This window comes from Psychrobacter sp. T6-1, assembly GCF_052258445.1.
The window spans coordinates 1-567 of record NZ_JBQQFC010000789.1 but is presented as its reverse complement, the minus strand read 5'-3'; the positions used below and the strand labels follow the sequence as shown (position 1 = coordinate 567).

1 protein-coding gene is annotated in these 567 nt (G+C 49.0%); it reads left to right on the top strand.

Translation table 11 applies throughout. From position 1 onward, the window contains the following. On the top strand, positions 1-567 hold a 567-nt coding region (locus ACTXGO_RS15995; RefSeq protein WP_443575215.1), incomplete at both ends, for an FAD-dependent oxidoreductase.

Here is a 567-nt window from a genome sequence, read left to right as displayed (position 1 = left end):
GCGCCCTCTTGCAATGAGTCCTTGTGGGCAGAGTCGGTATTTAGTCAGATTAAACGCTTATCTTCTATCGGTACGACGGCAGCGACTTATAGCTGCGCAGGCGTAGTAAAACGCGGCCTGCAGAGCAGCGGCTTTATACTCAAAAAGATAAAAGGTTTTGGCCCAAAGAAAGAGATGCTCACTGCTGAGGTTAAAAAAGACGCTGAGCTGTCTAACGATGCTTTCATTAAAACAAAACAAGTCAACGAAAAATCCAAACCTAGCCATACCCTTATCATTGGTGCTGGTGTATCTGGGTTAACGGTCGCTTGGTCACTAGCCAATCGCGGTACGCGGGTCACACTCGTGGATAAAAACGCACCGCTTGCAGGCGCATCTGGCAATCCGCGCGCCCTACTCGCGCCTAAAATGACACCCATTCATCACGCCGACGAGCATCTGCATACTATCGGTTATCTCTATAGTAGCCGCCTGTATCGCGCCCTTAATGAGTTAGCTGCCAAAAATAATAGCGCAGCGGTGCTTGAACCGACAGGCGCGCTTGATTTACTTCTAAAAGCCAATATC